16 protein-coding genes, 1 pseudogene and 2 riboswitches are annotated in these 22,801 nt (G+C 69.9%); of the genes and pseudogenes, 6 read left to right on the top strand and 11 right to left on the bottom strand.

Translation table 11 applies throughout. The features are described 5' to 3' along the window. Positions 1-2 precede the first annotated feature (2 nt). Positions 3-1,091: a cobalamin biosynthesis protein CobW gene (cobW, locus tag QZM72_RS20855; protein ID WP_089467422.1), complete on the bottom strand. Its 1,089-nt coding sequence runs from the start codon at positions 1,089-1,091 to the stop codon at positions 3-5. A gap of 327 nt (positions 1,092-1,418) precedes the next feature. After that, positions 1,419-1,683, bottom strand: a riboswitch (cobalamin riboswitch). Positions 1,684-1,765: 82 nt separating this feature from the next. Then, positions 1,766-3,262 carry an EAL domain-containing protein gene (locus tag QZM72_RS20850; RefSeq protein WP_301739077.1) on the bottom strand — a complete coding sequence of 499 codons (1,497 nt, stop codon included), beginning with the start codon at positions 3,260-3,262 and terminating at the stop codon, positions 1,766-1,768. Between the two features lie 304 nt (positions 3,263-3,566). Further along, a riboswitch (cobalamin riboswitch) is annotated at positions 3,567-3,804 on the top strand. A gap of 169 nt (positions 3,805-3,973) precedes the next feature. On the opposite strand from QZM72_RS20850, the gene cobA reads away from it, so the two are divergent. Genes cobA through QZM72_RS20830 form a run of 4 tightly spaced genes read left to right on the top strand, consistent with a single transcriptional unit; the run spans position 3,974 to position 7,040 of the window. After that, entirely contained in the window at positions 3,974-4,723 is a 750-nt protein-coding gene (gene cobA / locus QZM72_RS20845; protein WP_301739076.1) for a uroporphyrinogen-III C-methyltransferase, read from the top strand. Continuing rightward, positions 4,720-5,097: a cobalamin biosynthesis protein gene (locus QZM72_RS20840; protein ID WP_301739075.1), complete on the top strand. Its 378-nt coding sequence runs from the start codon at positions 4,720-4,722 to the stop codon at positions 5,095-5,097. Before cobA ends, QZM72_RS20840 begins: the two co-directional genes overlap by 4 nt. 33 nt (positions 5,098-5,130) lie before the next feature. Beyond that, on the top strand, positions 5,131-5,733 hold the full coding sequence (cobO, locus tag QZM72_RS20835; protein ID WP_089467418.1) for a cob(I)yrinic acid a,c-diamide adenosyltransferase: 603 nt from the start codon (positions 5,131-5,133) through the stop codon (positions 5,731-5,733). Positions 5,734-5,735: 2 nt separating this feature from the next. After that, a complete protein-coding gene (locus QZM72_RS20830; protein ID WP_301739074.1) occupies positions 5,736-7,040 on the top strand; it encodes a cobyrinate a,c-diamide synthase in 1,305 nt (434 codons plus the stop codon). Positions 7,041-7,211: 171 nt separating this feature from the next. Here QZM72_RS20830 and QZM72_RS20825 read toward each other — a convergent pair whose 3' ends face one another. Continuing rightward, the gene (locus QZM72_RS20825) at positions 7,212-8,375 is read right to left on the bottom strand and encodes a M20 aminoacylase family protein (RefSeq protein WP_301739073.1); all 1,164 of its coding nucleotides are present in this window, start codon (positions 8,373-8,375) and stop codon (positions 7,212-7,214) included. Between the two features lie 325 nt (positions 8,376-8,700). On the opposite strand from QZM72_RS20825, the gene QZM72_RS20820 reads away from it, so the two are divergent. Together QZM72_RS20820 and QZM72_RS20815 are read left to right on the top strand one after the other, a co-directional pair. Then, complete coding sequence (locus tag QZM72_RS20820; protein ID WP_301739131.1) at positions 8,701-9,771, top strand: type IV toxin-antitoxin system AbiEi family antitoxin; 1,071 nt, start codon at positions 8,701-8,703, stop codon at positions 9,769-9,771. Next, positions 9,740-10,179 (top strand): annotated as a pseudogene (locus QZM72_RS20815) (hypothetical protein). Before QZM72_RS20820 ends, QZM72_RS20815 begins: the two are co-directional and overlap by 32 nt. Before the next feature lie 44 nt (positions 10,180-10,223). On the opposite strand, the gene QZM72_RS20810 reads toward QZM72_RS20815, so the two are convergent. From QZM72_RS20810 to QZM72_RS20775, 8 genes are all read right to left on the bottom strand, one after another. Then, entirely contained in the window at positions 10,224-10,640 is a 417-nt protein-coding gene (locus QZM72_RS20810) for a PIN domain-containing protein (protein ID WP_301739072.1), read from the bottom strand. Further along, a complete protein-coding gene (gene vapB, locus QZM72_RS20805; protein ID WP_301739071.1) occupies positions 10,637-10,900 on the bottom strand; it encodes a type II toxin-antitoxin system VapB family antitoxin in 264 nt (87 codons plus the stop codon). Before vapB ends, QZM72_RS20810 begins: the two co-directional genes overlap by 4 nt. A gap of 250 nt (positions 10,901-11,150) precedes the next feature. Beyond that, on the bottom strand, positions 11,151-12,167 hold the full coding sequence (locus QZM72_RS20800) for a GNAT family N-acetyltransferase (protein ID WP_301739070.1): 1,017 nt from the start codon (positions 12,165-12,167) through the stop codon (positions 11,151-11,153). After that, positions 12,167-13,006 (bottom strand): N(5)-hydroxyornithine transformylase PvdF, encoded by an 840-nt coding sequence (locus tag QZM72_RS20795; protein WP_301739069.1) that lies wholly within the window; start codon positions 13,004-13,006, stop codon positions 12,167-12,169. Before QZM72_RS20795 ends, QZM72_RS20800 begins: the two co-directional genes overlap by 1 nt. 87 nt (positions 13,007-13,093) lie before the next feature. Continuing rightward, positions 13,094-15,334, bottom strand: a complete 2,241-nt coding sequence (locus QZM72_RS20790) for a TonB-dependent siderophore receptor (RefSeq protein WP_089467952.1) — start codon at positions 15,332-15,334, stop codon at positions 13,094-13,096. Between the two features lie 45 nt (positions 15,335-15,379). Further along, positions 15,380-16,756, bottom strand: a complete 1,377-nt coding sequence (locus QZM72_RS20785) for a lysine N(6)-hydroxylase/L-ornithine N(5)-oxygenase family protein (protein ID WP_089467411.1) — start codon at positions 16,754-16,756, stop codon at positions 15,380-15,382. 33 nt (positions 16,757-16,789) lie between these two features. Further along, on the bottom strand, positions 16,790-17,821 hold the full coding sequence (locus tag QZM72_RS20780) for a GNAT family N-acetyltransferase (protein ID WP_301739068.1): 1,032 nt from the start codon (positions 17,819-17,821) through the stop codon (positions 16,790-16,792). Further along, positions 17,811-22,799 (bottom strand): non-ribosomal peptide synthetase, encoded by a 4,989-nt coding sequence (locus tag QZM72_RS20775; protein ID WP_301739067.1) that lies wholly within the window; start codon positions 22,797-22,799, stop codon positions 17,811-17,813. Before QZM72_RS20775 ends, QZM72_RS20780 begins: the two co-directional genes overlap by 11 nt. Positions 22,800-22,801: the final 2 nt, after the last annotated feature.

Here is a 22,801-nt window from a genome sequence, read left to right as displayed (position 1 = left end):
CGTTACGCCTGTTGCGGCTCGGCCGCGCACGCGGCGTCGAACGCACGTTGCAGCGCGGCCGCGTCGAGATCCTCGCCGATCAGCACGAAGCGGCTCGCGCGCGTTTCGCCGTCCTGCCAGCGGCGGTCGAAATAGCTGTCGAAACGGCGGCCGACGCCCTGGATCACGAGCCGCATCGGCGCGCCGGGCAGCGCGGCGAAGCCTTTCGCGCGATAGATCGTGTGCGTTTCGACCACCCGCTGCAACGCGGCGATCGTCGCTTCGCGCGTGCCGGCGTCGCCCGACACCACGACCGAATCGAAATCGTCGTGATGGTGATCGTGATCGCCGTCGTCGGCCGAGCCGTGATGGTCGTGACGCAGGTGGATCGTGTCCTCCGACGCCGATTCGAGGCCGAGCAGCATCGCGAGATCGAGCTCGCCGCGCGTCGCGCGCACGATCTTCACCTGCGGCGGGATTTCCTCGCGGATCGCGGTTTCGATCTGCGCGAATTCGGCGTCGCCGACGAGGTCGGCCTTGTTCACGATCACGAGATCGGCCGACGACAGTTGATCGGCGAACAATTCGTGCAGCGGCGATTCGTGGTCGAGGTTCGGATCGGCGCGACGCTGCGCGTCGACGGCCTGCGGGTTTTCCGCGAACTGGCCGCTCGCGGCGGCCGGCCCGTCGACGACGGTCACGACCGCGTCGACCGTGAAGCTGTTGCGGATCGTCGGCCAGTTGAACGCCTGCACGAGCGGCTTCGGCAGCGCGAGGCCCGACGTTTCGATCAGCACGTGATCGATGTCCGCGCGGCGCTCGACGAGCGCTTCCATCACCGGATAGAACTCCTCCTGCACGGTGCAGCACAGGCAGCCGTTCGCGAGTTCGTACAACTGGCCCGAGGCCTCGCCCTGGGCGCCGTCGGCATCGTCGCAGCCGATGCCGCAGCCCTTGAGGATTTCGCCGTCGATGCCGAGCTCGCCGAATTCGTTGACGATCACCGCGATGCGGCGGCCTTCGGCGTGCTGCAGGATGTGCCGCATCAGCGTCGTCTTGCCGCTGCCGAGAAAGCCCGTGACGATCGTGACGGGCAGCTTGCGTAGGGTCATGGTAGGTCCGGTGTCGAAGAGGGAATCAGGACGGGATCGTCGCGTCGGGGGCGGCGCGGCCATTCACGGGGCGGTACGCGGGAAGGTCGCCGCGCAGTCCGGCCGGACAGCCGCGGGACGGGCGGAACAATGGATCGGGCATGGTGCTTCCTTGCGAACGGTCGACATCGTGAATGCCAACACGGCTGCCGCCTGCCTCGCCCGCGTCGCCTGCCGTTCGCCGCGCCGGTCGCGCACGTGCGTGCGGCGGCAGATGGGCGGAGCAAGCATCGAACACCGGGCGTCGGGCCGGCTGCGGCCGTGGACGATGCGCCGCCTCCCCGCGGCGCTGAACCCCAACGTTTAGGCCGGTATCCGGGCTGACGAACACGCCGCTTCGCCTTCCCGGATGCGCGGCATCCAGTGGCGGTCGTCCGCATGCGCGGGGCATGCGGCGAAGCGGCGCTGCGTGGCGCTTGCGCGCGACGCGTTCGCTTACCGTTGCGGGGGCAGCACAGGTTGGCTCGACTGCGGTGCAGGCAGGCTCCCTGTTTCCCGTTTAACTGCACGCGCCGGAGCGGCGCGCGCGAGCACCAAAACGCGTGCGAGTGTAGGCGGCGGGGCCGGGAGCGTCAAGGCGAGCCGTGCGGGAGCCCATGCGAGCGCGGGTCGCGGCCGGGTTTTCGGTCCGATGCTCAGCCTGTTCGCAGCGATTGCGCCGTGATCGCGCCTTGCAGCGCTTCGACCGTATCGGGGCGCCCGAAATACCAGCCCTGCGCATAGACCGACTGCCCCGGCATGTCGAGCATGCGCGCCTGCTCACGGGTCTCGACGCCCTCGAAGACGACGCCGACCCCGAGCCGACGGGCAATCGCCAGGATCTCCGGAATGATCGAGGTGCGGTCGTGCTGCGGCGTGGCCGGCAGCAGCGAACGGTCGACCTTGATGTAGTCGATCGGAAGATGCTGAAGCAGGCTGAGGCTGGAGTAGCCCGTGCCGAAATCGTCCATGTAGACGGGATGCCCGAGGTCGCGCAATTGCCGAAGCGCCGGCACAATTTCCGGCAGTTCCACGGTCGACCGTTCGGTCAGCTCGAAACCGACATGCTTGCGCGGCAATCCGGCCGGCCAGCAGTTGTCCAGCGTCGCCATCAGGCTGCCGTCCCGCAACTCGGGCGCGCTGATGTTGACGGTCACGCGAAAGTCCGGCGCGTTGTCGAACAGCGCACGCATCTCCCGCAGGACGGTGCGCACGACGAAGGCCGTGACGTCCACGATCATTCCGGCGCGTTCTGCCTCGGCAATGAACACGTCGGGTGCGGCCGGCCCGTCGATCCAGCGGATCAGCGCTTCGGCGGAGACGATCCGTGACGACGCGCCCAGCGCGACGATCGGCTGATAGCGCAGGACAAATTGTCCGTTTGCCAGTGCTCGACGTATCTGCGCAGCAAGCGCGGCCCAGCGTCGGTGCAGCATCAGCGCCCCGAGCCCCAGGCAGCAGCCCGCCGCGCCGCCGGCGATCCCGAGCAGCCAGGCGGCGTGCCGGCTGGCGTTGGCCTGCGCTTGCGGCGTCACGACGACGATGGCGCACACCGGCACGCGGGCCGAGCAGAACGATTTGCCGTCCCGAAACCCCGGCACCTGGCCGGCATCGACGTACGCCGGGACACCGCGCGCATCGAGCCCGATGACGCGCGCGGTCGGGTGGCCGCGGAGCCCGATCAAGTAGTGCAGGCCTGACGGCGGCAGTACCCTGAAGGCGTCCAGATCCATCAGCAGGTTCGCCCGCCTTCCCGCGACCACGAGCCCCAGCGTGTCGGGGCTCGACAACAACGGCACGGTCCAGAAGGCCGACATCGTGTCGGTCAGCCGGAATGGCTGCCGCTTCGGAGAAAAGGGCCTGGGCAGCATGCCCAGCATCGTCGTGCAGAGCAGAGCGGCGCCCGACCGGCGTCCGACGTCCTTGACGTACTTCGACCGCACGGAAGCCGATCGCAACAGGCGCAAATCCTGCGGCGAGCAGTCCGCGTACGGCGAGGCATCCACGTCGGCAAGCGTCCTGGCCGCCGAATCGAACACGACGTCGATCTGCTGCACGACTTGCGTCCCCAGCCCGGCAACCGATTGCGCCAGCACGGTCGTCGTGACCAGCGGCCACGCTTCCAGCGCCAATCCTGCCGAAACGACCAGCATGCCGATCGCGAGTGCATAACCGGCCCGACTGGAGGTTGTCCATCTGCGTACGTTCGCCATAGGCGCGGCACTTCGCGATGTAGTGGTAGTGGCCATCGCCCTGCAGGTCCGGCAGAGCGAGCCGATTTTGGTATGGCTCTCGTCAGCTTGGTGCGACCGGCCACCCGAGGCCTGAGCCTTGCTCATGACGCCGGCCAGATGATTGCACACCAATATTACGGATGCGCGGTGGCTCTCCCAAGGATTGCGTCCCGGACGGATACGGGCGCGGTTCGCCGGCCTCGCGCCCGATGCACGCTGTGCTATCGTATGCGCCGCGTTCGGTGCTCGCATGCGCATTCCGTGCATGCAGTTAAACGGGAAACAGGAGGCGGATATCCGCCCGGCCTGTGCTGTCCCCGCAACGGTACGCCGCCCGCGCCACGCGCTTTCCCGCGCGTGCGCCCAGGCCGCCCGCGATGCCACTGCCCTTCGACCGGGCGGGAAGGCTGCGGCCTGGCAAGCGGCCAGCCCGGATACCGGCCGACGCAAGGGGCGAGCGCGATGCTCGCCGAACGCCCGATCCGCGGGGAACGGATCGGGTGCGCATTCCCCCCGCGCTCGCGCGGATTTTGCCCGTTCCGACATGCACTGCCTGCCCGCCGGCCGCCGATGTGCCGCCCGCCTTCCCTGCTTCACGGTTTCGACACGGTGCGCGCCGTGTCGCGCGCGATGAGCCGCGCGTGGCTGATCGGCGCCGGCCCCGGCGACGCCGACCTGCTGACGCTCAGGGCCGTGCGCGCGATCGGCGCGGCCGACGTGCTGCTCGTCGACGATCTCGTGAACCCCGACGTGCTGCGCCACGCGCGCGCCGATGCGCTGATCGAGCACGTCGGCAAGCGTGGCGGCCATGCGTCGACGCCGCAGGAGGCAATCGTCGCCGCGATGCTCGCGCACCTGCGCGCGGGCCGCAGCGTCGCGCGGCTCAAGGGCGGCGATCCGTTCGTGTTCGGCCGCGGCGGCGAGGAGCTGATCGCGCTCGGTGCGGCGGGTTTCCCGGCAGAAGTCGTCAACGGGATCACCGCGGGCATCGCCGCGCCGGCCGCGCTCGGCATCCCGGTCACGCACCGCGGCGACGCGCAGGGCGTGATCTTCGTCACCGGCCACGGCGCGGGGGCCGACGAGCCCGACTGGCGCACGCTCGCGGCCACCCGCATGACGATCGTGATCTACATGGGCATCCGCCGGCTCGACGCGATTGCCGCGGCGCTGCGCGACGGCGGCCTGCCCGGCGACACGCCGTGCGCGGCGATCGAGAACGCGACGCGCCCCGAACAGCGCCACGTCCTCGCGACGCTCGATACGCTCGTCGAGCGCGTCGCCGAAACCGGTATCGGTTCGCCGGCGATCGTCGTGATCGGCCGCGTCGCGGCGCTCGCCGACGATCCGGCGGTGCGTGTGGCGCTCGGTGGCCGCGCATGATGCGCGTCGCGCTCGGTGTCGGTTTCCGCGCGGGCGTCACGGCCGCGCAACTCGATGCCGCGATCCGCGCCGCGCTCGCGCGCTGTCCGGCCGCCGAACCGGCGCTCGTCGCGACGCTCGCCGACAAGGCGCGCGCTCGTGCGCTGCGCACGCTGTGCGCGCGCCGCGGCTGGCCGCTCGTCGCGTTCGATGCGGCGCGGATTGCGAATTGTTCCGAATGCGCGTCGAGCGCTCCGTCGGCGGCCGCGCTTGCGCGTTTCGGCGTCGCGGGCGTGGCCGAGCCGTGCGCGCAGCTCGCGGCGCCGCATGGCCGGCTGCTCGGCCCCAAATCCATTCTGGGCGGCGTGACGGTTGCGCTCGCCGGCCCGCTCTGAACCTTTATTCCGCTTTCGACAGGACGACTCCCGATGAAGACCGATGCCGAATCCCATCAACGGATGACCGAACGCCGCCGCGCCGGCCATGAAAAGAAACAGGCCGCCGCCACCCAGGAAAAGGGCCTGCTGATCGTCCACACCGGCAACGGCAAGGGCAAGAGCACGGCCGCGTTCGGGATGGCCGTGCGCGTGCTCGGCCACGGCATGCGGCTCGGTGTCGTGCAGTTCATCAAGGGCGCGCTGCATACGTCCGAGCGCGATTTCCTCGGCGCGGTCGCGGAGTGCGATTTCGTGACGATGGGCGACGGCTATACGTGGAACACGCAGAACCGCGACGCCGACATCGCGACCGCGCGCAAGGGCTGGGACGAGGCGCGCCGGATGATCGAAAGCGGCGATTACCGGATGGTGATCCTCGACGAGCTGAACACCGTGCTGAAGTACGAATACCTGCCGCTCGACGAAGTGCTCGCGACGCTCACGGCTCGACCGGAATCGGTGCACGTCGTCGTCACCGGCCGGCACGCGCCCGATGCGCTGATCGATGCGGCCGATCTCGTCACCGAAATGCGGCTCGTCAAGCATCCGTACAAGGAGCAAGGCGTGAAGGCGCAGCGCGGCGTGGAGTTCTGAGCATGCCGGCCTGCCCCGCGCTGTTCGTCAGCGCGCCCGCGTCCGGACAGGGCAAGACGTCGGTGACGGCCGGCCTCGCGCGGTTGCACCGTCGGCTCGGCCGCCGTGTGCGCGTGTTCAAGACCGGACCGGATTTTCTCGATCCGATGCTGCTCGAACGCGCGAGCGGTGCGCCCGTGCATGCGCTCGATCTCGGCATGGTCGGCGAGGCCGGTTGCCGCGCGCTGCTCGCCGACGCCGCGCGCGACGCGGACCTGATCCTGATCGAGGGCGTGATGGGATTGTTCGACGGCACGCCGAGCAGCGCCGATCTCGCGGTCGCGTTCGGCGTGCCGGTCGTCGCGGTGATTTCGGCGAAGGCGATGGCGCAGACGTTCGCGGCGATCGCATTCGGGCTCGCGCGGTTCCGGCCCGAGGTGCCGTTTCACGGCGTGCTGGCGAACCGCGTCGGGTCGGCGCGGCACGCGGAATTGCTGCAACAGGCGTTGCCCGACGCGTTGCGCTGGCTCGGGCACGTGCCGGCCGATGCGGGCATCGCGCTGCCGGAGCGGCATCTCGGGCTGCATCAGCCGGCCGATATCGACGATCTCGATGCACGGCTGGATCGCGCGGCCGATGTGCTCGCGCAAACCGCACTCGCCGAGTTGCCGCCTGCCGTCGCGTTCGCGGAACCGGACGTGGCCGCGCCGCTGCCGCGCGCGCTGGCCGGCAAGCGGATCGCGGTGGCGCGCGATGCGGCGTTTTCGTTCATCTATCCGGCCAATCTCGCGTTGCTGGAGACGCTCGGTGCCGAGCCGCGGTTCTTCTCGCCGCTCGCCGACGAACCCGTGCCCGACGATTGCGACGCGCTGTTTTTGCCGGGCGGCTATCCGGAACTGCATGCGGCGACGCTGGCGGCGAATGCCCTGACGGCTCAGACGATTCGCGCGCATGCGGCAGCCGGCAGGCCGATCGTCGCGGAATGCGGCGGCATGGTGTATCTGTGCGAATCGCTGACCGACGTGGACGGCTCGACCACGCCGATGCTCGGCCTGCTGCCGGGGCGTGCGACGATGCAACGCCGGTTCGCGGCGCTCGGCATGCAGCAGCTCGATACGCGCACCGGGCCGATGCGCGGCCATACGTTTCATTATTCGCGACTGGATACGCCGCTGGCGCCGGTCGCGACCGCCATCCGGCCCGATGGCGCGGCCGGCAGCGGCGAAGCCGTTTATCGCGCGGGGGCGATCGTCGCGACGTACATGCACATGTACTGGCCGTCGAATCCGGATGCGGTCGTGGCGCTGTTCGGTGGGGAAGCGTTCTGAACGATCGATGTCGTGCCTGCATGACGCGGCACGAAGCCTGTCGAGATGGAGCGCTGCTTTGTAGCGACTACAGCATTCGACGGGCGTGGCTACAGATGTCGGTACATTTTGCATTCGCCCCGCTTAAGTGGGCCGATGGTCGGCCCTGTGCCGCATGTCTCGCCTCCTCCGTCACACCAGAAACGCCTCGGCCAGCTTGACCCAGTACGACGCGCCGGTCGGCAATGCCGCGTCGTTGAAGTCGTAGCCGGGGTTGTGCACCATGCAACCGCCCTCCCCGTCGCCATTGCCGATGATCAGGTAGCAGCCCGGCCGTTTCTCGAGCAGGAACGCGAAATCCTCGCTGCCGGTGAGCGGCACCATCCCGTCGATCAGATTGGTTTCGCCGACCCATTCGCGTGCGACGTCGCGTGCGAACGCGGTCATCTCCGCATCGTTGACGAGCACCGGATAGCGGCGCTGATAGTCGATCGTCGCGGTCGCACCGAACACGGCCGCCTGTGCATGGACGACCTCCTTGATGCGCGTTTCGAGCAGGTCGCGCACGTCGGGTTTCAGCGCGCGCACCGACAGGCGCATCTGCGCGCGATCGGGAATCACGTTCGGCGCGTCGCCCGCATGGATCGCGCCGACCGTGACGATCGCCATGTCGAGCGGCGACACGTTGCGCGACACGATCGTCTGCAACGCCAGCACGATCTGCGCGCACACGACGACCGGATCGATCGCGCGATGCGGCACCGCGCCGTGGCCGCCGCGGCCCTGCACGTCGATGACGACGGTATCCGACGACGCCATGAACGGCCCCGGCAGGAAACCGAAGGTGCCGGTCGGGAAGCCCGGCATGTTGTGCATCGCGAAGATCGCGTCACACGGAAATTGCTCGAACAGCCCTTCGTCGAGCATCTTCTTCGCACCGCCGAGCCCTTCCTCGGCCGGCTGGAAAATCAGGTTCAGCGTGCCCGAGAAGCGGCGTTCGCGCGCGAGGTGCTTCGCGGCCGCGAGCAGCATCGCCGTGTGGCCGTCGTGGCCGCACGCGTGCATCTTGCCCGCGATCGTGCTCTGGTACGGCAGGCCCGTCGTTTCGTGGATCGGCAGCGCGTCCATGTCCGCGCGCAGGCCGAGGCGCTGCCGGCCCTCGCCCACTTTCAACTGCGCGACGACGCCGGTGCCGCCGAGCCCGCGATGCACGACGTAGCCCCACGACTGCAACTGCTCGGCGACGAGGTCGCTCGTCGCGAATTCCTCGAAACCGAGTTCGGGATGAGCGTGGATGCGGCGCCGGATCTCGATCATTTCGTCGGCGAGGCCTGCGGGAATCACGCTGTGCGTCACGGTGTCGTCTCCTGAAGTGCGGTGGGGAAGGTGCAGACAGGATAGTGTGTTGAGCGGCAACCGGACAGACAGAAAGTCGTCACGGCAGCAACTATTGATTGCCGGTCGAATCGCCTCTCCCATCCGGACGACTGCCGCGTGCGTTCGTTACGCGCGACACTCTGTGTTCAGGCTCGAATTTTCACACGGAGGTTATCGTTGGTTGCGACTCATCGCCCCGAAACAACCCTTTCGCATCAAAGGCTTGAGAAAGTTTGTTCATTTTTTTGACGGCTGTACATTTTTTGTATACGCTGACAAAACAATGAACAAGCGCTTCTCCGTGATGCCCGCGAATGCCTCCCTCCCGATGTCGGAACAGCACGTGCTCGACGCGGCCTGTGCCGCGTTCGCGCGCGCGACCCGGCGCTTCGATGCGCGGCCCGTGCGCGTGCCGGCGGCGTACCGGGCGCGCGCCGACGCGATGATCCGCTTCGACATCGCCGGGCAGACCTTCGAGATGCCGGTGGCCGTGAGCATCAGCATCGACTCGATGCAGGGCGCGCTCGCGGCGCTGCGTCGCCGCGGCGGCACGCCGGTGCCGGGCGAGCGGCCGCTGATGCTGGTCGCGCCTTATTTTTCTGCCGAACTGGCCGCCCGCCTGACCGAGCACGATATCCCGTTTCTCGATACCGCCGGCAATGCGAGCCTGATCCAGCCGGAGGCCACCGTGATGATCTCGGGCCGGCCGAAACCTGCCCGCACGCCGCGCCGTCAGGCGTCGCGCGCGACCACGCCGAAAGGGCTCGCCGTGATGTTCGCGCTCGCGACGCAGCCTGGCCTCGTCGCGCAGCCGTACCGCGCGATCGCCGCCGCGTCGGGCGTCGCGCTCGGCACGGTCAACCTCGCGATGGACGACCTGATCGCGCGCGGCCTCGTCGCGCAGCGGCGCAACGGCGAACGGCTGATGCCGGACTGGCCGCGCTTCCTGCAGGAATGGGTCGCGCTGTACCCGAGCCGCCTGCGCGCGAAACTGCCGGCCCGGCGGTTTGCCGCGATCGCACCCGACTGGTGGCGCGGCTTCGATTTCGCCGTGTTCGATGCACGGCTCGGCGGCGAAGCGGCGGCCGATCTGCTCACGCACGACCTGAAGCCCGCGACGATCACCGTCTATACGCACGGCGCCGCGCCGAACCGCCTGCTGCTGCAAGCCCGCCTGCGCCCGGACGAGCACGGCGACGTCGAGCTGCTCGAGGCGTTCTGGCCGCCGTCGCCGACGCTCGACTGGCGCGAGCAGGACGTACCGCTCGTGCCGCCGCTGTTGATCTACGCGGATCTCGTCTCGTCCAGAGACAGCCGCAATCTTGCCGCCGCCGAACACATCCATGACCGATACCTCGCCCACCCGCCCGCTTGAAATCGACGCGCGCCGGCCGCTCGAGCCGGCGGCGGTCGCGCTACTGCAGGCGGTCGGCACGGCCTGCGCGCGGCTCGACGCGGCATTCGTCGTTGCCGGCGCGACCGCGCGCGACATCCTGAGCGGATCTGGGACGTTGCGCCCGATCTCGTAGAACTGCATGGTTTCCAGCCGGCGCTGGCGGCAGCGGCGTTGCTGGCGCGTGATGCGAAACAGATCGCGTTGCCGCAGACGCACGACGCCATTCACGCGCTGTTATCCGACGACGCGATTTACGCAATGCTCGGGCAGGATCTGCTGGCGCGTGCGTTCGCACTGTTGCCGGGTGAATTCAACGACGACGCGGACCGGTATCTCGACGCGTTCCGTGGCGCTTTTCTTGCCGCTCCGCTCGCGCGCGACGTGTGACGTGACGCACCCCGGCAAGATGACGACGCCACAGCCCGTCCGGCTCAAGCTGCCCAGTCTTCGACAGACAACCCCGCGACACGACCGAATTCGCGGCCGTTGTTCGTGACCAGCACCGCGCCGGCCGCGATCGCATGCCCGGCGATCGACGCATCGTTTGCGCCGATCGGCGTGCCGCGCACGGCGAGATCCGCGCGAATCGCGGCGGTGGCGTCGACTGCCGCCGCATCCCACGGCAGCACGCCGTCGAGCCGCGCAACGAAGGCCGCGACGAGTTCCGCATGCTTCGGCGACGCTTTCTTGCCCACCGCGCCGAAGCGCATCTCGGCATAGGTCACGGCCGACACGACGATCCGGTGCTGCGCGTGGACGCACGACTGCAACCGTGACAGCACCACGGGCGGCCGCTCGCGCATGATGAACGAACAGATGTTCGTATCGAGCATATAGAGCGTGGTCACCGGTGGGACTCCGACGGCGCATCGGCATCGCCGGACAGGTCGAAGCGACCGGATTCGATGACGGCCGGGCGTTCGGCCAGGAAATCGGCATCGGCCAGCGGTTCGTTCGCGAACGACAGCCACGTGGGACGGACCGGCCGCAACAGCAGTGTGTCGCCCTCGCGGCGGATCTCGAGTTCCGTGACGCCCTCGAACTCCATGTCCTTCGGAATGCGGATTGCCTGGTTACGGGCGTTCTTGAAAATGGAAACAGTGCGCATGAGCCACTCCATGGGAGTACGATGCGCCCATTCTAGACATATGCTGGCATATGTCAATTTGGCGGGACGCGAATTCTCCGCTGCGTCCCACGCCGTCGAGGATGTCTGATTCATGCTGCCGGCCTGTCGTCGATGAGAGGAGCGATCCATTCTTCATGACGCAGGCCGCGCGGTCCATATACCGGACGGCCGATGCATGCGCATCGCCAGGCCGCGCACGCCGTCGCACCGACGCCGCGCGCCCGCCCTCTCACGGCAACCGGAAAGTGTCAAAGAACGTCTCGCGCTCGATCACCGTGAGCGCCGCGCGCTTGTGCGGAAAATCGAATTCCTTCAGCGTATAGAACCCGAGCCGATGCATGTACGCGATATGCCGCACGTGATCGACGCGCGGCTCGCCGACGAGCCGCTGGGTACGCGGTTCGTCGACGAACATGTAGTGCAGCACCCCGCTCCACCACGCATGCAGCTTGCCGGCGCTCTGGAACCGCGAGTCGCCGATCAGCAGGTGCAGCCCGCGATCGTAGTCGTGCGCGTCGTAGAACGGCGCGAGGCGGTCCTCCTTCGCCCAGTAGAACTCGAAATAGCCGAACGGCGTGTCGTCGAAATAGCCGATCATCGGGTGCATGTGCGGGTCGGCCAGCCGTTCGGCGAGATACGCCGCATGCTCGTCGCGCGTGCCGCGCTGGTCCCAGAAATGCGCGACGCGGTCGAGGTTCATCCAGCCGCTGAACAGGTCCGCGTGCGCGTCGATGTCGACGGTACGCAGGCTGAACGTCATCCCGACCTGCGGCATAGGGCGCGCATAGATCTCGCCGGCCGGCGACGGCGGCCGCACCGGATGACGATGGCCGTTCGTGATCGCGTAGCGCAGCGGCATCCCGCCGGACGCGGGCGCCTTCAGCCACGGCCGCGGATTCTGCCAGAACGTCGTGCGCGACACGGTGAGCCGCAGCGTGTCGCCCGCGACCTGCGCGCCGTCGATCACGCCTTCGCGCACCGCACGCGCCACGTACGACGCCACGGCCGCCGCATCGGCGCCGCCGAGCGGCACCGAGACCGTCGCCGCGTCGAGCCGCGTGTCGGTGTTGAACAGCGCCACCAGCGTCGGGAGCAGCGCGTCGGGTGCGTCGTCGGGCCGCCATGCGTCGAGCGCATGCTCGACGACGGCCGCCGCCTGCCCGTGCACGGCGCCGTCGAGCGCGGCGGCCACTTCATCTTCGACGGCGTCGGCGGCGCCGGCCGGTTTCGTCAGCGTGTCTTGCATCACAGTGCTCCCGCGTCGTGGCGATCGGCGAGCACGTGCAGCCCGCGCTCGAGCGCCGGAAACAGGCTGCGCTGGAAGTTGTTCCAGCGCAGTTCGAGAATCGTGTCGTCCGGCGCGATCGGCGTGTCGAGCACGTCGCAGATCACCTCGCCGGAATCAATACCGTTGTCGACGTAGTGGAACGACGCGCCCGTCATCGTCACGGGCTCGATGGACGACGTCGTGCCGGTGGCCCAGTCGACCCGTTCGCCGCGTGCGCCGTGCAGCGCGTCGAGCGTCGCCCACGCGCCGCGCCGCTGGTACGGCGAATCGTCGGCGGTGATGCCCGGGTGGATGTTCGCGATGCGCCGGTGAAAGCGCGCGCCCGGCCGCACGAGTTCGTCGAGGATCACGAGCAGCCCGTCGAGCACGACGATGTCGGCGTCGAGTTCGAGCAGGCGCTCGAGCAGGCGGCGCTCGAACGCCTGTTTGCCGGCCACGCGCTCACGCGCGTCGCGCGGCAGCCGCCGGTACGTCGACGGGATCGAACAGAACAGTTCGTCGACCGGCCGGCCCTGCACCGTCAGGCCTTCCGGCACGATCCACGGGCGGCCCGGCGTGCGCGCGAAACCGTAATCGGCCACTTTCGCGCGATCGGCCGGCGAGCCTTCGTCGTCGTCGACGATCACGCCCTGCAGCGTGTAACGTTCGCCGAGCGGCGAATCGTTCAGGCGCTCGACGAGGAATTCGAGCGGCGCCTTCATGTAGCGCGTGCCGCCTCGATAAGCGACCGGCTGGCCGGCGCGATCGGCCGCGCCGTTGCGCAGCGACTGGATGTAGACGAGATTTTTCTTCGGCATGGATGCGTCGTGGAAAAAAGCGGACGAAGGCGCTGCGGCGGCCCGCGCCGGCCGCGAGGGCCGGCCGGCGAGCCGTGGCGCGCGACGTCACCAGTTGTATTTCGCGGTGGCGATCACCGTGCGGTCGGTCCCGAAAACGCAGACGTTCGCCGACTGGCAACCGCTGATGTAATGGCGGTTGAACAGGTTCGTACCGTTCACGGCGAAGCGCCAGTTACGCACGTCGTAATGCAGGCCCGCGTCGAACAGCGTGACGCTCGATACCGTCAACGAGTTGTCGGCCGCACCGGCCGACGCGCTCTGGTAGCGAATGCCGCCGCCGAGGCCGAAGCCGGCGAGCGGCCCGGTGTGCCAGGTCCAGTCGGTCCACAGCGACGCCATCTGGCGCGGCCGCGGAATGTCGACCGGCCAGTTGTTCAGCGAGACGTCGTTGGCCTGCACGTTCTTCACGTCCTGATAGACGTACGACGCGATCACCGACAGGTTGCGCGTGACCTTGCCGGTCGCGCTCAGCTCGATCCCGCGCGAACGCACCTCGCCCGTCTGCACCGACTTCGTGCCGGTCGGGTCCTGGCTCGGCAGCGCCGACGTGAGCACGTTGGTCTGGTTGATCTGGTAGATCGCCGCGTTCAGCATCAGGTTCTTGCCGGGCGGCTGCCAGCGCAGGCCGGCTTCGATCTGCTTGCCGCGCGTCGGTTGCGGCAGTCCGCCGCCGAGCAGGTTCACGCCGATCAGCGGATTGAACGACGTCGCGTAGCTGACGTACGGCGACAACCCGTAGTCGCCCTGGTACGTGAGGCCGACGCGGCCGGTGAACGCCGTCACGTCGGCCTTCGTCGACGTGCCGGCCGCGCGGTCGTCCTGCCGCATGTTGACCCAGTCCTCGCGGCCGCCGAGCGTCAGCGTCCAGCGGTCCCACTTGACCTGGTCCTGCGCGTACAGGCCGAACGTGTTCATCGTCGTGTACGTGTTGGTGCGGAACGTCGCGTCGGGCGTGAACACCGCCGTCGTGACCGGCTGGTACACCGGGTTGTAGATGTTCAGCGGCGGCGCGGCGGCGAGCCATTCGCTGTCGGTCGCGGTCTGCCGGTTGTACTGGAAGCCGAGCAGCAGCGTGTGCTGCAGCGGGCCCGTCGCGAACCGGCCCTCGAGGTTGTTGTCGATGTCGAAGCGGCTGTAGTTCATCTGGAACACGCCGGCCCAGCGCGACACGTCGGTCGTGCTGCCGTCCACGAAGCCGTTGCCGAACACCGAGCCGTTGTCCAGCGACAGGTGCATCAGCCGGGTGTTCTGGCGGAACGTCCAGGCCGGCGTCAGGTTGCGCTCGAACTGGTAACCGACCGACCACTGCTTCTTGCGGTAGTAGTTGAAGCTGCCGTCGCCTTCGTAGATGTCCTTGTTGATCTGGCCGTTCGGGTTCGGCAGCACCGTGCCCTGCGCGGGCATGAAGTTCGACGAGATGTCGCCCCAGTCCTGCAGGTAGGTCGCCGACAGCGTCAGCGACGTATCCGCGTCCGGGCGCCAGCGGAACGACGGCGCGAGCGCGACGCGCTGGTCGTTGTTCGGGCCGGTCAGCGCGTTGCCGTCGCGCGCGACGCCGACGAACCGGTACGCATACTTGCCGTCCGGGTCGAGCTTGTCGCCGACGTCGATCATGAACTGCTTGCGCGCGTAGTTGCCGATCTGCACGCCTGTCTCGCGCACGCGCTCGCCGTCGGCGAGCTTGGTGTGCACGTCGATGATCGCGCCCGGATCGCCCGCGCCGTACAGCACCGAGGTCGGCCCGCGCAGCACGCTGATGCTGTCGATCATGTACGGATCGACGCGCCAGCTCGCGAGATTGATCGTGTTCGGCACCTGCAGCCCGTTCACGTAGGCGGTCGGCGTGAAGCCGCGCAGCGCCGCGTACCAGTCGGAGCGGTTGTCCGACCCGTACGACGAGAAGCCCGGCACGTAGCGCAGCGCCGCGTTCACGTCGGTGGCGCCGGTCATCTCGATCTGCTGCGCGGTGACGACGTTGATCGTCTGCGGGATCTCGTTGAGCGGCGTGTCGGTCTTGGTGCCGGTCGTGCTGCGCTTCGCGACGAGTCCGACCGTGCCGTCGCCCTCCGAGGCCGCGTTGACGGTGATCGCCGGCAGCGTGCCGTTCTGCGCGGCGGTCGACGTATTCGCCGCCGCGCCATTTTGTGCACTGCTGGCCGACGCCGCGGCGCCTGCGTTCACGGCCGGCGCCGTCTGGGCATAGGCGTGCCCTGCCGCTGCCGTACCGAACGCCACGCTTGCTGCGGCTGCGATCGCACGCAAACGCGTGCCTGTTGCCCACTCCATCTTCTTCTGCTCCACTTTTTCATGCGGTCTCCGACCGCGCCTTTGTCAAAGAGCGAAGGCCATCCGGCCCGCGCTCACCCCGTTGTTCGGTCGTTGTTCGTGCGTGGCCCGGGCCGCGCCTTCGTCATGCCTGGGCGCGATCCCGTCTTCGAGCGACGCGCAGATTTCGTCGGCGCGGCGCGCCAGTACCGACAGCAGCGTGTCGGACAGGCCGTGGCTGTCTTCGCAGCAGCCTTGCAGGTAGATGCGCGGCGCGAAGTGCTCGGGCGTCGCGAGCAGGTAGTCGCGCGTGACCTCGCCGCGCGTGAGCGCATCGCCCAGGTGCGGCGCGAGCCCTTCGAGCAGCGCCGAATGCGTGTCGCGGCGGTAGCCGGTCGCGAGCACGAGCGCGTCGAAACGCTCGACGCGCGTGGCGCCGCTCATCCGGTCGCGCAGCGTCAGCTCGATGCGGCCGTCGGCGGTGCGCACCGCGGCCTCGATCGCGGTGTTCGCGAGCAGCGCATGACGCGGCGTGCCGTCGATGCGCTGCAGGTACAGCATTTCGTAGATCTGCTCGATCAGCGGCCGGTCGACCACCGCGTAGTTCGTGTCGCGATAGCGCTCGAGCAGCGCGCGGCGCGCGTCGTGCGGCTGCGCATAAACGACGTCGGTGAATTCGGGGCTGAAGATTTCGTTGACGAACGGGCTGTCGTCAGCCGGTTTCAGCGCGCCCGCGCGCATCACGAGGCTCGCGTCGACGTGCGGGAAGCGGCGCGCGAGGTCGATGAACACCTCGGCCGCGCTCTGCCCCGCGCCGATCACCGCGACGCGGCGGCGTTCGCCGTCGGGCGACGCGACGAGCCGGTCGATGTCGGCCAGATACGTCGACGAATGGATCACGCGGTCGCGGCCGAGCGCGGCGAACGCATCGGGAATCGCCGGCGTGCCGCCGACGCCGACCGACAGCGCGCGCGTGACGCGCTGGCGCTCGTGGCCGGCCGCGTCGCGCGACAGCACGCGCAGTGCGTCGATCTTCGCGCCGTCGCCGCGCACGGGTTCGATCCCCAGCACGGTCTCGCTGTAATGGACGCGATCGTCGAACGCGTCGGCCACCCAGCTCAGGTAGTCGTGGAATTCGACGCGGGTCGGATAGAAGTTCTTCAGGTTGATGAATTCGTTCAGCCGGCCGCGTTCGAACAGGTAGTTGATGAACGTGTAGCGGCTTTTCGGATCGCGCATCGTCACGAGATCCTTCAGAAACGAAATCTGCATCCGGCAGTCGTCGAGCAGCATCCCGCGATGCCAGCCGAATTCCGGCTGGCGCTCGATGAAGCAATGGGCGAGCGTGTGCGCACCGCTGCGCTCCGCGAGGCGCACGGCCAGCGCCAGATTCGACGGCCCGAAGCCGACGCCGATCAGGTCGAATACGGTTTCTCTCTGCATGTCTCAGCTCCCTTTATCGGTGAATCCGGCCCGTCAGACGTGACGGCCGGAGAAGAACGTCTCGCGCAGCGTGCGCATCCACAGCGGCTGCGCGTCGGCCAGCGCGAGACGGCGCTGCCGCGCGAAGCCATGCCGCGCGAGATGGTCGGCAACCCGCGTGTGGCCGGCCGGAACGGCACAGCCGACCGCTTCGGTACGCAGGTCGTCGAGAAACAGGTAATGCACGACGGACGGCAGCCAGCCGGCCACGCGGTGCGCGCCGCGCCAGCGCGGCTCGCCGACCAGCATCCGCAGCCCGCGGTCGTAGTCGCGCGCCGCGACGTGCGGCGCGAGCGCGTCCTCCTTCAGCCAGAACGCCTCGAAATACGCGAACGGCTCGCCGTCGAAACAGCCGACGAGCGGCGTCACGTGCGGGTCGGCTTCCTGCGCGCCTTGCGCGCTGTGTTGCGCGGGCCGTGCGCCCGGCCAGCCGTCGCGCACGCGCGGCTCGTCGAACCAGCGCGCGAGCCGCTCGGTGTCTTCCGCCGGCTGCCAGCCGCGCAGCGTGAAGCGCACGCCGAGCGCCGGCAGGTCGCGCGCATAGACGTCGCCGCGCGGGGCGGGCGGCCGGCGCGGATGACGCCGGCCGTCGGTGATGGTCGGCAGCGTCGCGCACGGCAGATGCGGGCCGGCGCGCCACAGGTCGGCCTGTTGCGCCCAGCCGTCGCGCATGCAGCGGCCGCCGTCGGCCAGCACGCCGCTCGCGCGCAGCGCGTCGAGCGCGACCGCCGGCCATGCGGCGGGGTCGAGCCGGATCGCCGCGTGGCGCGCGCTGTCGGAGAACGCCGCGGCCAGTGCGGCCAGCAGCGCCCGCCGCTGGTCGGCCGGCGCCGCGCGATGGTTGTACGCGACGAGGCGCAGCGCGCCGTCGTCGCCGAGCTGCGCGCGCAGCAACTGCGCGCCGATCCCGTCGCCCTGCGCGACGCGGATCTCCGCGCCGTCGCGCGCGGCGAACAGGCCGTCCGCGAACGCGAGGCGGTAGGTATCGAGCATCGTGAATCCGTCCGGGCGCACTTCAGCCAGCATGACGCGCCTCCTGCCCCGCTTCCGCGTGCGCATCGAGCCGCGCGCCGAGCGCCGCGAGCGTCGGCGCCGCGAACACGTCGGCGACCGTCAGCGCATGGCCGGCACGGCTCGCCGCGTCGACGAAGCGCACGACGTCGAACGACGTCGCGCCGGCTTCGAACAGGTCCGCATCGGGCTCGGGGGCGGCCGTCGAGAGCGTGTCCGACCACAGCGCGGCGAGCACGGCGGCGGCATGCGACGGCTTTGCGTGGAGCGGTGTCGCGGCGTTGGTACGTGCGCCGGACGCCGCGTGCGTGGCGGCGTGCGCATCGGGTCCGCCGAGCGCCGCCTGCGACGCACCGGCGAAACGCGCGACTTCGTCGTGATACAGATCGACGAGCGTCTCGACGAAATCGCGCGCGAGCAGTTCGTCCGCATACGAAAACGCGGCGCTCACGCGGCCGTCCGGATGCTCGACGACGTCCAGCTCCAGCGTGAACACGACGCGATGGCGCACGTCGTCGAATCCGGCCAGCGACAGGCCGGCCCAGTCGCGCGCGGCGGCGCCGGTCGGACGCAGGTAGTTGAACATCACCTGGAACAGCGGATTGGCCCGCGCGGCGCGCGGCGCACGCAGCGCGGCCACGACGTCGGCGAACGGCACGTCGGCATGCGCATACGCGGCGAGCGCCGTGTCGCGCACCTGCGCCAGCACGTCCGCGCGGCGCGCGGCCGGATCGATCCGCGTGCGCACGACGACCGAGTTGATGAAGAGGCCCAGCGCGGTACGCGCCGCGTCGCCCGTGAGCTCGCGCGTCGACGCGAGCACGCCGACCGGCTGGTCGGCCACGCCCGTCGCGCGGAACAGCGCGGTGTTGAGCGCCGCGTGCAGCAGCATCGGCAGCGTCGCATGCGAGGCCGACGCGGCGTCGCGCGCGGCGCGAATCAGCGGCGCATCGAATTCGAACGCGATGCGGGCCGCGCGCCATTGCGGCACGGCCGGCGCGTCGGCGCGCTGCGGCAATACGCGCGACGGCAGATCGGCGAGCGCATCGCGCCAGTACGCGACGCGCGCCGGATGGCACGGCGCGGGCAGCACGAGCGGTTGCGCGGCCGGTTCGACGGCTCGATCGGCCGGCGCGGCGCTGCGTTGCACGCGGGCAACATAGCGGGCGCGCACCGCGTCGAGCCACAGCTCGATCGATTCGCCATCCGACACGATGTGGTGGATCGTCACCGACAGCACGTGATCGTCCGCCCCGAGCCGCAGCACGCGAGCGCGCCACAGCGGCGCGTCGGCCGCGAGGTCGAACGGGGCGAGCGCATCCGCGTCGGTCAGCGCGGCCGCGCGAGCCAGCGCATCGGTTTGCGCCGACAGGTCGATTACCGGCAGATCGACGGCAACGTCCGCGTCGATCCGCTGGCCCGGCAGCGCGCCGTCGCGGACGACGAGCCGCGCACGCAGCGCCGGATGCACGGCCGCCGCCTCCGCGAACGCGGCGCGCAGCGCATCGACGTCCAGCGGGCCGCGCACGCGCAGCGCGACCGGAATGTTGTACGCGGCGCTGTCCGGCTGCGCGCGCCACAGGAACCACAGGCCGAGCTGCGCGGGCGACAGCGGCCACACGCCGTGCGCGTCCGGTTTGGCCACGGCCACGCCCGGTGCGGTGGCGCCGGAATGCGCGGCGCGCGGCGCATCGGCCACTTGCCGCGCGTATTGCGCAAGCACGGGCGCCTCGAACAGCGCGCGCACCGGCACGTCGCGGCCGAGCCGTTCGGCCACGCGCGTCGCGACGCGCACGGCCGCGAGCGAATGACCGCCGAGATCGAAGAAGTGATCGCCGCGGCCGACGCGCTCCAGATTCAGCACGTCGCACCAGATCGCCGCGAGCGCGGCTTCGTCGCCGTCGTGCGGCGCTTCGTACGCGCGTTCGACACGCACCGGCGCGGGCAACCGCGCCCGGTCGACCTTGCTGTTCGCGTTGCGCGGCAGCGCGTCGAGCACGATCAGTTGCGCGGGCACCATGTAGTCGGGCAGCGTGCGGCGCAGGTGCGCGTCGAGCGTCGCGGCTTCGACCGGCTGCGCGGCCGCCTGTGCTTCGGCGGTCAACTCGACGTACGCGACGAGCTGCGCGAGCGCGCCCTGCCCGTGCACGACCGCGCAGGCTTCGCGCACCGCGTCGTGCGCGGCGAGCTGCGCTTCGATTTCGCCGAGTTCGATGCGCAGGCCGCGCAGCTTCACCTGGTGATCGACGCGGCCGATGAAATCGAATACGCCGTCCGCGCGGCGCCGCACGAGATCGCCGGTACGGTACAGCCGCGCGCCCGGCGCGCCGTACGGATCGGGCACGAAACGCTCGGCCGTCAGCGCCGGGCGGTCCAGGTAGCCGCGCGCGACGCCGATGCCCTCGCCGCCCAGGTACAGTTCGCCGATCACGCCGACCGGCAGCGGATGCAGCCGCGCGTCGAGCACGTGCGCGGTGCGCGCGCCGACCAGCGTGCCGATCGGCAGATATGCGGCGTCGCCGAGCTTCGCGAGATCGTCGCCGGGGCGGAACATCCACAACGTCGGCGTGATGACCGTTTCGGTCGGGCCGTAGCCGTTGACCACGCGCACGTTCGGCAGCGCGCGGCGCAGCATCGCGAACGCCTCGCGCGACGTCGCCTCGCCGCCGACGGTCAGCGAACGCAGCGTCGGCGGCGCACCGTGCGCGAGCGCCCATTCGGCGAGCTGGGCCGCGCAGCCGGGCGGCACGTAGGTCATCGTCACGCCGTCGCGGATCATCATCGCGCAGGTCTGCGCGGGCGGCCACAGCACGTCGGCCGTCACCGACACGGCGGCGCCCGACATGTACTGCGAAAACCAGCCTTCGTGCGCGCCGTCGAAATTGACCGACTGGAACAGCAGGAACACGTCGTTCTCGCCCGCGCCGTAGCGCTCGGCGATCGCCGCGCAATGCAGCGCGAACGACGCGTGGTCGACGATCACGCCCTTCGGCTTGCCGGTCGATCCCGACGTGTAGATCGCATACGCCGCATGGCCGGGCAGCACGTCCGGCAGCGCGACGTGCGCGGCTTCGTCGAGCGCATCGATTGCGTCCGCGCGCCAGATGCGCAGTTCAGGCAATTCGGGCAGCGACGCGGCGCTCGCGGCGTCGGTCAGCACGTGCGCGATGGCGGCATCGCCGACGATCTGCGCGAGCCGTTCGCGCGGATGAGCCGGATCGAGCGGCACGAACGCGGCGCCCGACTTCAGCACCGCGATCAGCGCGACGAGCAGGTCGACCGAGCGCTGCAGCGCGACGCCCACGCGCATCTCGGGCCGCACGCCGGCCGCCACCAGATGGCGCGCCAAACGTGCGGCACGGGCATCGACCTCGCCGCGCGTCAACGCGCGGTCGATATCGGCGACGCCACGTGCGTCGGGCCGCGCGTGCGCATGCGCGGCGATGCGCGCATGCACCGGTACGAACGGCTCGGCGTCGGTCGCGCCGGCCGGCGCGTTCCACGCGAAGAGCTGCGCGCGTTCGTCGGCGGGCAGCCAGTCGAGATCGCCGATCGGCATCTCGGGACGCGCGAGCGCATCGGTCAGCAGCGTGACGAAGCGCGCGGCCAGCCGTGCGATCGCATCCGCGTCGAACAGGTCGAGCGCGTAGATGAAGGCGGCGTCGAACGTGCCGTCCGGCGTCGCCTCGACGGACAGCGTCAGGTCGAATTTCGCGGACGGCGTGCCCGACGGCAGCAGCGCGGCCGACGCCGCGCCGAGCGGCGGCAGCGCGCGGCGTTCGCCGTATGCGGCCATCACCTGGAACAGCGGATGGTGGCTCGCGCTGCGCGGCACGCCGAGCGCGTCGACCACCTGCTCGAACGGCACGTCCTGGTGCATCTGCGCGTCGACGAGCGCGCGCTGCGTACGCGCGACCAGCGACGAGAAATCGCCGTGCGCGGGCACGTCGACGTCGATCGCCAGCGTGTTGACGAAGAAGCCGATCAGGCCGGCGACTTCCGCGCGTTCGCGGTTCGCGGCCGGCACGCCGACGCAGATCCGCGCGTCGCCGGTCGCGCGCGCCAGCAGCGCATCGAGCGCGGCGAGCAGCACCGCGAACGGCGTCGCGCCGGACGCCGCCGCGAACGCACGCAACTGCGCGCCGATACGCGCGTCGAGCGAAAACACATGACGCGCGCCGCGCACACTGCGACGGGCCGGCCGCGCGGACGCGCCGGGCAGCGTCAGCACGCCGCGCTGCGGATCGAGCCGCTCGCGCCAGAATGCGAGCTGACGGTCGCGCTCGCCGGCATCGAGCCAGCGGCGCTGCCACAGCGCGTAGTCGGCGTACTGGATCGGCAGCGGCGCGAGCGGCACCGGTTCGCCCGACGCATACGCGCGATAGAACGCCGCAAGCTCGAACAGCATCACGCCCGACGACCAGCCGTCCGACACGATGTGATGCACGGTCAGCGCGAGCCAGTGATGCGTCGCGTCGAAGCGCACCAGGTGCGCGCGCACGAGCGGCGCCGTGCCGAGATCGAACGGCTCGGCTTCATCGGCCGTTGCCACCGCTTCGGCGCGCGCCGCGCGCTGCGCGTCCGGCAGCGCTTCGAGATCGGTTTCGCGCCACGGGCAGCGCAGCGGTGCGTGGATCGTCTGCGCGACGCCGTCCTGCGCTTCGTCGAAGGTCGTGCGCAGCGCCTCGTGGCGCGCGATCAATGCATCGCATGCCAGACGCAGCGCATGCACGTCGAGCGGCCCCGTCAGCGCCAGGCGCTCGGTGATGTGATACGCGTCCGGCGCATCGATCAGCCGCGCGTGCAGCCACAGCCGCGTCTGCGCGAACGACGCCGGCACGCGATCGCCGCGCGGCGTGCGCGGCGGAATCGGCAATACGCGGAAGTCGATGCCGGCCGCGCCGAGCTTGTCGATGAAGACCGCGCGCTGCGCGTCGGGCAGTTGCGCGAAACGCGTCGCGAGCGCGAGCCAGTCGGGTTGAACCTTCGTCATCC

This window comes from Burkholderia sp. AU45388 (assembly GCF_030481585.1).
Classification (GTDB): Bacteria; Pseudomonadota; Gammaproteobacteria; order Burkholderiales; family Burkholderiaceae; genus Burkholderia; species Burkholderia sola.
The sequence above is the reverse complement of the archived record's forward strand: the minus strand, read 5'-3'. Positions and strand labels throughout refer to the sequence as shown.

What these genes read in the sequence shown, in the direction of transcription:
- QZM72_RS20785 (WP_089467411.1), bottom strand. Translation starts at nt 16,756, where the DNA reads ATGCAGAGAGAAACCGTATTCGACCTGATCGGCGTCGGCTTCGGGCCG.
- QZM72_RS20795 (WP_301739069.1), bottom strand. Translation starts at nt 13,006, where the DNA reads ATGCCGAAGAAAAATCTCGTCTACATCCAGTCGCTGCGCAACGGCGCG.
- cobA (WP_301739076.1), top strand. Translation starts at nt 3,974, where the DNA reads ATGAGCCGCGCGTGGCTGATCGGCGCCGGCCCCGGCGACGCCGACCTG.
- cobW (WP_089467422.1), bottom strand. Translation starts at nt 1,091, where the DNA reads ATGACCCTACGCAAGCTGCCCGTCACGATCGTCACGGGCTTTCTCGGC.
- QZM72_RS20820 (WP_301739131.1), top strand. Translation starts at nt 8,701, where the DNA reads ATGCCCGCGAATGCCTCCCTCCCGATGTCGGAACAGCACGTGCTCGAC.
- QZM72_RS20800 (WP_301739070.1), bottom strand. Translation starts at nt 12,167, where the DNA reads ATGCAAGACACGCTGACGAAACCGGCCGGCGCCGCCGACGCCGTCGAA.
- QZM72_RS20850 (WP_301739077.1), bottom strand. Translation starts at nt 3,262, where the DNA reads ATGCTGGTCGTTTCGGCAGGATTGGCGCTGGAAGCGTGGCCGCTGGTC.
- QZM72_RS20780 (WP_301739068.1), bottom strand. Translation starts at nt 17,821, where the DNA reads ATGCTGGCTGAAGTGCGCCCGGACGGATTCACGATGCTCGATACCTAC.
- vapB (WP_301739071.1), bottom strand. Translation starts at nt 10,900, where the DNA reads ATGCGCACTGTTTCCATTTTCAAGAACGCCCGTAACCAGGCAATCCGC.
- QZM72_RS20775 (WP_301739067.1), bottom strand. Translation starts at nt 22,799, where the DNA reads ATGACGAAGGTTCAACCCGACTGGCTCGCGCTCGCGACGCGTTTCGCG.
- cobO (WP_089467418.1), top strand. Translation starts at nt 5,131, where the DNA reads ATGAAGACCGATGCCGAATCCCATCAACGGATGACCGAACGCCGCCGC.
- QZM72_RS20830 (WP_301739074.1), top strand. Translation starts at nt 5,736, where the DNA reads ATGCCGGCCTGCCCCGCGCTGTTCGTCAGCGCGCCCGCGTCCGGACAG.
- QZM72_RS20840 (WP_301739075.1), top strand. Translation starts at nt 4,720, where the DNA reads ATGATGCGCGTCGCGCTCGGTGTCGGTTTCCGCGCGGGCGTCACGGCC.
- QZM72_RS20790 (WP_089467952.1), bottom strand. Translation starts at nt 15,334, where the DNA reads ATGGAGTGGGCAACAGGCACGCGTTTGCGTGCGATCGCAGCCGCAGCA.